At 66.6% G+C, this 8421-nt stretch carries 6 protein-coding genes and 2 pseudogenes; 2 read left to right on the forward strand and 6 right to left on the reverse strand.

Annotated elements, in window-relative coordinates:
- Window positions 1-308 precede the first annotated feature (308 nt).
- From BMY22_RS15725 to galB, 3 genes are all read right to left on the reverse strand, one after another.
- On the reverse strand, window positions 309-1391 hold the full coding sequence (locus BMY22_RS15725) for a 4-oxalomesaconate tautomerase (protein WP_090623699.1): 1083 nt from the start codon (window positions 1389-1391) through the stop codon (window positions 309-311).
- Between the two features lie 79 nt (window positions 1392-1470).
- Window positions 1471-2187, reverse strand: coding sequence for a 4-carboxy-4-hydroxy-2-oxoadipate aldolase/oxaloacetate decarboxylase (locus BMY22_RS15730; protein ID WP_090623701.1), 717 nt, complete (start codon window positions 2185-2187; stop codon window positions 1471-1473).
- Entirely contained in the window at window positions 2184-2921 is a 738-nt protein-coding gene (gene galB / locus BMY22_RS15735; RefSeq protein ID WP_090623702.1) for a 4-oxalmesaconate hydratase, read from the reverse strand. The genes BMY22_RS15730 and galB overlap by 4 nt, the downstream gene beginning before the upstream one ends.
- A gap of 144 nt (window positions 2922-3065) precedes the next feature.
- On the opposite strand from galB, the gene BMY22_RS15740 reads away from it, so the two are divergent.
- Window positions 3066-4268, forward strand: coding sequence for a LysR substrate-binding domain-containing protein (locus BMY22_RS15740; RefSeq protein ID WP_090623704.1), 1203 nt, complete (start codon window positions 3066-3068; stop codon window positions 4266-4268).
- Between the two features lie 33 nt (window positions 4269-4301).
- On the opposite strand, the gene BMY22_RS15745 is transcribed toward BMY22_RS15740, so the two are convergent.
- From BMY22_RS15745 to BMY22_RS15755, 3 genes and pseudogenes are all read right to left on the reverse strand, one after another.
- The gene (locus tag BMY22_RS15745; RefSeq protein ID WP_244158888.1) at window positions 4302-5339 is read right to left on the reverse strand and encodes an AbrB family transcriptional regulator; all 1038 of its coding nucleotides are present in this window, start codon (window positions 5337-5339) and stop codon (window positions 4302-4304) included.
- Between the two features lie 139 nt (window positions 5340-5478).
- Window positions 5479-6741: a gallate dioxygenase gene (locus BMY22_RS15750; protein ID WP_090623707.1), complete on the reverse strand. Its 1263-nt coding sequence runs from the start codon at window positions 6739-6741 to the stop codon at window positions 5479-5481.
- A 45-nt stretch (window positions 6742-6786) separates the two neighbouring features.
- A pseudogene (locus BMY22_RS15755) lies at window positions 6787-8115 on the reverse strand (MFS transporter); the annotation flags it as partial.
- Between the two features lie 101 nt (window positions 8116-8216).
- Here BMY22_RS15755 and BMY22_RS15760 point away from each other — a divergent pair.
- Window positions 8217-8421: pseudogene (locus BMY22_RS15760) on the forward strand (IS4 family transposase); the annotation flags it as partial.

Raw genomic sequence — 8421 nt, forward strand, 5'->3', positions numbered from 1 at the left:
GCTTGAAGTCGCGGTTGATGAAGAAGTTGCGGAAGGTCAGGGTGCCCTTGGCGTCCTCGAAGAAGGCTGCCTGGGCGCCTGTGCCGGCGAGCGCCAGGGCGAAGGCGAAAGGCGTGGACGGACAGAGCGGAAAACGTTGGATGCGGTTCTTCATTATTGTTGTTACCGGCGAAGATGCGGTGGAAAAGGCGCAAAAAGACCCCTTCCGCAGGTGCGGATGCGTCGAGCGAAAGGGGAAGAGGCCGGTTGCGCGCTACCGGGCCCGAGATGACTGGAACGTGGAAATGTCCCCGATGAAACCGCTCCGCTTATGCGGAGCCGGACCAGAGGCTTTCGGGTATGCATACCGCGCCATCGAACAGCAGCCGTGCCGTGCGCAGCAACCCGCAGCCGGCCAGTTCGCTGCCCCGCCTGAGCAACTCGACGGTGAACTCGCCGGTCGGATGCTCGACCGAGAGCCGTATCCTGTCGTTCGGCTCGACCGTCGCCAGGCCGTCGGCTACCGAGCCCTCGATCAGGCAGGCCGAGGCCACGCTGACGGCGCCGAAGACCCCGATGGAGGTATGGCAGCGATGCGGAATGAAGGTCCGGCTGCTGATGGCTCCGCCGTTTTGCGGAGCTGCAATCAGGCACATCTTGGGAACCGTGCGCCGGGCCACCTCGCCCAGATTCATCCGCGGTCCGGCTTGCAGGCGGATCGCTTCGAGCACGGCCTTGAGCTCGCCGTCGGCATCCAGCTGCTCGCAGGTCTCGTAGCCGCTACGGCCGACACTGGCCGCCGGGACGAGGACCACGGGCATGCCGTTGTCGATGCAGGTCACCTCGATACCCTCGAAGGTATCGCGGGCATTGCCGGTGGGCAGCAGCGTGCCGCAGCTGGAGCCGGCGATATCCTCGAACTCGACGACGATGGGCGCGGCCGTGCCGGGCACGCCGTCGATGCGCGCCTCGCCGGCGTAGCGGACTTCGCCGTCCGGCGTGGGCACCTGGGCAATGGCGATCTGTCCGGTGTTTTCCATGAAGATGCGCACCGGGGTCGTGTCGCCCCGGACGGGCACCAGGCCGCGCTCGATGGCGAAGGGGCCGACGCCGGCGAGGATGTTGCCGCAGTTCTGGCCGAAATCCACACGGGGCTCGTCGACCACCACCTGGGCGAACAGATAGTCCACGTCGGCATCCGCCCGCTCGGAAAGCTTGACGATGGCGACCTTGCTGGTCAGCGAGTCCGCGCCGCCGATGCCGTCGATCTGCCGCTTGTCGGGCGAGCCCATGCAGGCCAGCAGAACCCGGTCGCGCAGGTCCGCGTCGACCGGCAGATCCCGGGCGAGAAAATAGGCGCCCCTGGAGGTGCCGCCGCGAATCATCATGCAAGGAATACGAGTCTGGCTCATGTCATGTCCCTAAGTGGTCGACGGGGTTGCCGCCCGCTGCCGGGTGGAAACGCCCGGCCCCAGGCGGTTGCATGCCCGCCTAGCCTTCCAGCTCGTCCAAGCTGTCGACGTAGCGCAGGCCCTTTTCGGCCAGCCGGGAGCGCATCTCGTAGATGTCCAGGCCCAGTTCGCCTTCGGCCAGGCGCACCCGCTTCTGCTCTTCGACATCCGCCCGCTTGCGGCTGGCCTCGACGACCTTTTGCACGTCGCTGCGGCGGACCACCACCACGCCATCGTCGTCGGCGAGAATCACGTCCCCCGGATTGACCAGCTGGCCGGCGCAGACCACGGGAAGATTCACCGAGCCCAGGGTTTCCTTGATGGTCCCCTGGGAATTGATCGCGCGCGACCAGACGAAAAAGCCCATCTCGCGCAGGGTGCGGGTATCCCGGACCCCTGCGTCGATCACCAGGCCGCGCACGCCGCGGGCCTTGAGCGAGGTGGCGAGCAGATCGCCGAAATAGCCGTCGCTGCAGGCCGAGCTGGGCGCGACGACCAAGATGTCGCCCGGCTTGCACTGCTCCACCGCGACATGGAACATCCAGTTGTCGCCGGGTGCCACCAGCACGGTGACCGCCGAGCCGCTGATCGCGACATCCTGCTGGATCGGGCGGACGGCGGGATCGAGCAACCCCTTGCGGCCCTGCGCCTCGTGAACCGTGGCCACGCCATAGAGACTCAACTCGTCGACCAGGCCCGCGTCGGCGCGGGGAATGTGGCGCACGACGATGCCGGTCTTGCCGATCAGACTGCTCATGCCAGATTCTCCGTGACGCGCGGGAAGATGCTCTGATAACCCTCGGCATAGACGATGTTCTTGCTCGAGGTGATGCCGACGTTGCGCTTGGCCTGCACGCCCCGCTGCAGGGCGACGCGGGTGTAGTACTCCCAGAGATGCTCCTGGCCGGCCATGCACTGGATGGCCGCGTACTTCCTGTCCCAGACCTCGGTGATGTCCAGCAGCACGTCCGGGCGCCACTCGCACTGCTCCGGCTGGTGCGGCTCGAAGCTGTACACCGGCGGCGCGGCGACGATCTTCTCGCCCGGCTTGTAGCCTTCGGCCTGGGCGATGATGCGGGCCTCCTGGGCCAGGTGCATGGCCAACGGGTGGTCGTAGTTGTAGGGGTCCTTAAGCGAGTGGCTGAGCACGAACTCGGGCTGCACGCGGCGCATGACGTCCGCCAGACGGAACAGGGTGTCCTTGTCGGCGCGCATCGGATAGTCGCCGATATCGAAGAACTCGACGCTGGCGCCGAGAATCTCGGCAGCCGCCCGGGCCTCCTCGCGGCGGGCGGCCTTGACCTTCTCTTCGGTCATCTCGCCCTTGCGCCAGAGCTTGGCGGACTCGCCATGCTCGCCGAAGGACAGGCAGACGATATGCACGGCATACCCCTGCAGGGCATGCAGCGCGATGGCGCCGCCGGCTCGCCAGACGAAGTCGGCGGAATGCGCGCTGACCACCAATGCCGTTTTCTTGCTCGAAGCGTTCATATCGGGCTCCTCGTGTTTTCAAAGAGGTTGGCATGCCCGCCGAACGACGAATAATGCGTTCAGTTGGACGAGGTATGCGTTTTACTTATAGAGGTAGGGAGCGCATAGTGAAGAGCCTCTCTTTGCCGCGGATCAGAGGCACTTATGGCCTTCGCCGACTATCCCAACCTGATGCAGGTTCGCGCCTTCGTGCGGGTGGCCGAGCACGGCAGCGTGTCGAAAGCCTCCCGGGCGCTTTACCGGGCCCAGTCGGTCGTCACCCGCGCGATTGCGGATCTGGAAGAGCGTCTTGCCGTCGTGCTGTTCGAACGCCATGCCAACGGCATGCGGCTGACCGATCACGGCAGGCACATCCTGCCCAGGGCGCAGCAAACGCTCGCCGAACTGGCGACGGTGCCCCAGGCGCTGGGCCATGCGACCGAACCGCTGTACCTGCTGCATACCCGGCGGCTGGAGCTGTTCATCAAGCTCTGCGAAACCCGCCATATGCAAACCGTGGCCACTACCTTCGGCCTGACTCAGCCGGCGGTGAGCGCGGCGCTCAAGGTGCTGGAAAACGGCTGCGGCCATCCGTTGTTCGAGCGCACGCCCCAGGGTCTGCAGCCCACCCGGACCAGCGGCGAGATCCTGCTGTACATCCGCCGGGCCCTGAACGAGCTGCGCCATATCGATGCAGATATCGCCGCCCTGCGCGGTTCGCTGCAGGGCAGGGTGACCGTGGGAGCCTTGCCGCTCGGGCGGACCCGCATCCTGCCCGAAGCCATCGTCCGCCTGACCGAAGCCCATCCGGGGGTCCGCGTGGCGACCATCGAAAGTCCTTTCGATCTCCTGGCGACCGAACTGCGTGCCGGCGACATCGACTTCGTGCTCGGCGCCCTGCGCCCGTCCGAGTACGCGAGCGACCTGCACGGCGAGCAGCTGCTGACCGAGGATCTGGTGGTATTGGCGCGCCGGGACCATCCGCTGCTGCGCCGGGCTATCGAGCCCAGCGATCTCGGCCAGGCCCGCTGGATTCTTCCGCGGACGGGCGCGCCCGCCCGGCAACAGCTCGATGCGTGCCTCGCCGAACTCGGGGTCGATGCTCCCCAGCCGATCGTGGAGACCGGCGATCTGGCGGTCATCCGTGGCTTGCTCCTGCAGTCCGACATGGTCGCTGCCGTTTCGGCGCATCAGCTGGAATACGAAATCGTCTCCGGGGACCTGCAGCGCCTGCCTTTGCAGCTGCGCCACACCAACCGCGCCATCGGCCTGATCTACCGCACCGGCTGCCTGCACGCGCCGGCCGCCGAGGCCCTGATGCAGAAGGTGCGCGAGGTGGTCCGAGAACTGGCGCCGGGATCGGCATGACCTCGCGTCGCGAAGCGTTGCCGGTCGATCCGGCTAGCGCCTTCCCGGTTGCAGGCGCTCGCGCCAGAAGCGGAACACCGGAGCGGCCAGGAACAGCACCAGTACCAGGCGCAGCACCTGCATCGCGGTGACCAGCGGCACCAGGAGGCCCAGCGCCTCGGCGGTCAGGCTCATTTCGGCGATGCCGCCGGGCACCATGCCGAGCACCAGCGCCCGCATGTCGAGGCCCGAAGCCCAGCTCATCAGCCAGGCGATGGGCACGGCGAGCAGGACCGAACCGAGCGTCGCCAGCAGCGTGCGCAGCATGAACGCCGGCGCGCGGCGAAAGAACGAGCGGTCGAAATGGCTGCCCAGACTGCTGCCCAGCAGCCACTGGCCCACTTCGCCGGCCCCCTCCGGCAGACCGAGGCGCAGGTCGAAGACAATGCTGAAAACGCAGGTGACCAGCAAGGCGCCGAGTTGCCAGGCATTGGGTAAGCGCCAGCGCTGGAACAGCCAGGCGAGCATCCCGCCGAGGCCGAAGATCAGGGTCAGCCAGAGGGCATCGGGGCCGTGGCGGGCGACGGTCGCCGCCTGCCCATCGGCGAACAGCCAGGTGTAGAGCGTTGGAATGCCCAGCAGCACCAGCATCATGCGCAGGCTGTGGCTGGCCGCCACGTGCTGCAACTCGGCGCCATGGGATCGGCCCAGGCTGACCATCTCGTTGGCGCCGCCGGGCATGCTGGCGAAGTAGGCGGTCGCGAAGTTTTCCGTGTGACGCCGGTGAAGAAGGATGCCGACGATGCCGGTGAGCAAGGTCAGCAGGCTACCGGCCAAGACCAGCGCGAAATGGGCCAGGATCTGCTCCAGCACCGCCCGGTTGAAGTGCAGACCGATCCCGGTGGCGACGATCCACTGGCCGAGCTTGACCCCGTGGGGCATGGCGACGGTCGGACGGCCGAGGCAGCGCAGGGCGGCGACACCGAGCAAGGCGCCGATCATCCAGGGCAACGGCCAGCCGAGCAACTGGGCGAGGCCGCCGCCGAGGGCACCGGCCAGGGGCGTGAAGATCCAGGGTTTGCAGCAGGCCAGCCGGCCCGCCAGGGCAGGAGAAAATGGGGTTGTCACATCGGACCCTTGAGAGAGAAGCGGGTCGCACCGGGAGGGCGCGCCGGGGCAGGCCGGGGCGAACCCCGAACCGCCCTGGAGCATGCGTCCGCATGCCCGGCGCTTACTTCCTGCCGGCGACCGAATACAGGACTTGCTGGTTGCGGGTCTTCTGGAACTCTTCCAACGACTGGCCGCGCATGGCCGAATAGATGTGCAGGTTGGAAACCCCCACCACCGCGCCGAGCTTTTCCAGCACGAAGAAGCTCGCCCCGTACTGGATCAGGGCCCGCCAGTCGAGGCGGCGAACCATGTCGCGCTCCTCCTCGCTGAGTCCGCTCTCTGCGAACAGCACTTCGGACTCGTCCTTGAAGCGCTGGCGCATCGCCGGCGAGATCAGGCCGTGCAGGAACTTGTTCAGCCGGTAGCCCTTGGCGCTGCGCGCCAAGTCGAACGGGTAGGTGCCCTCGAGAGCGCCCGCCCCGGCCAGTTGATGGCCCATGTGCTGGCGGTGGCGCTCGTGCACGTTCACCGGCACTTCGCGGTCCTGGTTCTCCAGGATCAGGGTGGCGATCCCGGTCATCGACGGCAGGTAGTAATCCTGGTGCACCTTCTTCACCGTCGAGGACAAGGCGCCACGCATGATCAGCCACATGATCACCTCGGCGCCTTCCACGCCGCCGAGGGCCGCGTATTCGGCGACGGTCAGCTCGGTCAGGCGCACCGGATCGTTGACCAGCAGGTCGACGAACTGGGCGTCCCATTCCGGATTGTTGAAGCCGCAACGCTCGCCGTGGACCTGGTGCGAGAGGCCGCCGGTCGAGACGACCGCCACCTTCAGGTCTTCCGGGTAGCTCTCGATGGCCCGGCGCAATGCCTGGCCCAGCTTGTAGCAGCGGGCGGCACTGGGAATCGGGAACTGCAGCACACCGACCTGCAGCGGGACGATCTTCACCGGCCATTCGGATCGCTCGTTGAGCGGCAGGACCGCCGACATCGGCGAAAACAGCCCGTGATCCAGGGGCTTGTCGCGGAAGAACGCCATGTCGAACTCGTCGGCCATCAGGCTCGCACCGATGTGCCGGGCCAGCTCGACATGGCCGTCGATGGCCGGCAGCGCGCGCGCGCCGCCGCCCTCGTCGGCCGGTGCGTAGCGCTCGTCGACGCCCAGGTTGAAGGCCGCGTAGTGGTTGAAGAAGAACGAGGTCACATGGTCGTTGAAGATGTAGAACAGGACGTCCGGCTGCTTTTCCTGCAGCCACGCCGTGATCGGCTCGAAGCCCTTGAAAATGGGCGCCCAGGCCTGCTCGTGCTGCTTGTTGTGGTCGACGGCAAAGCCGATGGTTGGCGTGTGGGAGACAGCAAGACCACCGATGATTCGGGCCATGACGATTTCCTTCTGTGAATCGAGAATAGTTGGGTCAATGCGTTTTCAAAGCGCCAGCGAGGGCCGGAGCACGCGGCGGCTCGCGTAGCCGTTCACCAGGATCGCCAGGGCCGCGACGAAGGCGGGGATCGCCAGAACGCTGAAGATCAGGCTGAAGCTCAGCCCCAGGCTCAGGACCACGCCGCCGATCATCGAGCCGAAGATCGCGCCGAAGCGGCCGATCCCCAGCATCCAGCTCACCCCGGTCGCGCGGGACTCGGTGGGGTAATAGCCGGGGGCGAACGCATTGAGTCCGGTTTGCGCGCCGCTGATGCAGAAACCGGCGGCCAGCACGCCAAGCGTCAGCAGGTTCGACTCCAGGCCGAGCGCGCCGAGCAGCAGGATGAAGGCCCCGCCCAGGGCATAGGCGCCGGCGATGACCGGGTTGGGAGTGCGGCGGTCCATGATCCAGCCGACCGCAATCGCCCCGACGGTCCCGCCGACCTGGAACAGGGCGGTGACGGTGGCGGCCCGCTCGATGGAGATACCGCTCTCGCGGATCAGCGTCGGCAGCCAGCCCATCGTCAGGTAAATCACCAGCAGGCCCATGAAGTAGGTCGTCCACAGCGCAAAGGTGCCCAGGCGGTATTGCTCCGAGAACAGCTGGCGTACCGGCGCCTTGTGCTGGACGGGCGGCTCGGCGGTGACGAAACGTGCCTCTGCCGTGAACTGCCCGCCGAGCCTGTTGAGCAATGTCGCAATCCGCGCGGCCGGCGCCTTGTTCGCGACCAGAAAGCGTGCCGATTCCGGCAGAAATGCCCAGAGAAACGGCAACAGGGCGAGGGGAAGCAGTCCTCCGACCAGCAGCACGCCATGCCAGCCGTACTGGGGAATCACCCAGGCGGCGACGAAGCCTGCGCCCCCCGAGCCGAGGTTGAAGCCGGTGAACATCACCGTGATCAGCAGCGAGCGATAACGCTCGGGCAGGTACTCGGAGAGCAGCGTCGTGGTATTGGGCATCGCCGCGCCCAGGCCGACGCCGGTCAGAAAGCGCAGGATCGCCAGTTCGTAGGGATTGCGCGCGAAGGCGGAAGCCAGACTGAGCATGCCGAAGACCGTCACGGCGATCAGCAGGACCTTCCGGCGTCCGAAGCGGTCGGCATAGGGGCCCGCGACCAGCGCGCCCATGGCCAGTCCCACCATCGTCGCACTCATGACCGGACCGAAGGCGGCCTTGGATAATTGCCAGTCCTGCATCAGCGACGGCGCGATGAAGCCCATCACGGCCACATCCATCCCGTCGAACAGCACGATGAAAAAGCACAAGGCCAGGATCAGCCACTGGCGCCCGGTCAGGGGCCGGCTGTCGATCCACTGTTTAACATCACCCCTTTCAAGGTCTTTACGTAAACTCCCTTCCCTAAAGCCATCAAGAGGGCAAGGCGGTGTGGGACGAGATTCTGGCGCGATTCGAGAAGCAGGCACCGGCCAGCGTCATGGCACGGCTGGTGTTGGAACGGGCGATGCCGGCTGCCTGGGTCGACGAAGTGTTCGAGACCAACCGGCAGCGCCAGTATCCCCGGGAGCTGCTGTTTTCCACCGTCGTCGAGCTGATGTCGCTGGTTTCCCTGGGGCTGCGCCCTTCGCTGCATGCCGCCGCGCGCCAGATGGACCACCTGCCCGTATCGCTGGCGGCGCTGT

The organism is Azotobacter beijerinckii (assembly GCF_900110885.1).
GTDB classification, from domain to species: Bacteria; Pseudomonadota; Gammaproteobacteria; order Pseudomonadales; family Pseudomonadaceae; genus Azotobacter; species Azotobacter beijerinckii.

Coding starts and splice junctions, on each gene's coding strand:
- BMY22_RS15725 (WP_090623699.1), bottom strand. CDS start 1,391: ATGAGCCAGACTCGTATTCCTTGCATGATGATTCGCGGCGGCACCTCC.
- BMY22_RS15750 (WP_090623707.1), bottom strand. CDS start 6,741: ATGGCCCGAATCATCGGTGGTCTTGCTGTCTCCCACACGCCAACCATC.
- BMY22_RS15730 (WP_090623701.1), bottom strand. CDS start 2,187: ATGAGCAGTCTGATCGGCAAGACCGGCATCGTCGTGCGCCACATTCCC.
- galB (WP_090623702.1), bottom strand. CDS start 2,921: ATGAACGCTTCGAGCAAGAAAACGGCATTGGTGGTCAGCGCGCATTCC.
- BMY22_RS15740 (WP_090623704.1), top strand. CDS start 3,066: ATGGCCTTCGCCGACTATCCCAACCTGATGCAGGTTCGCGCCTTCGTG.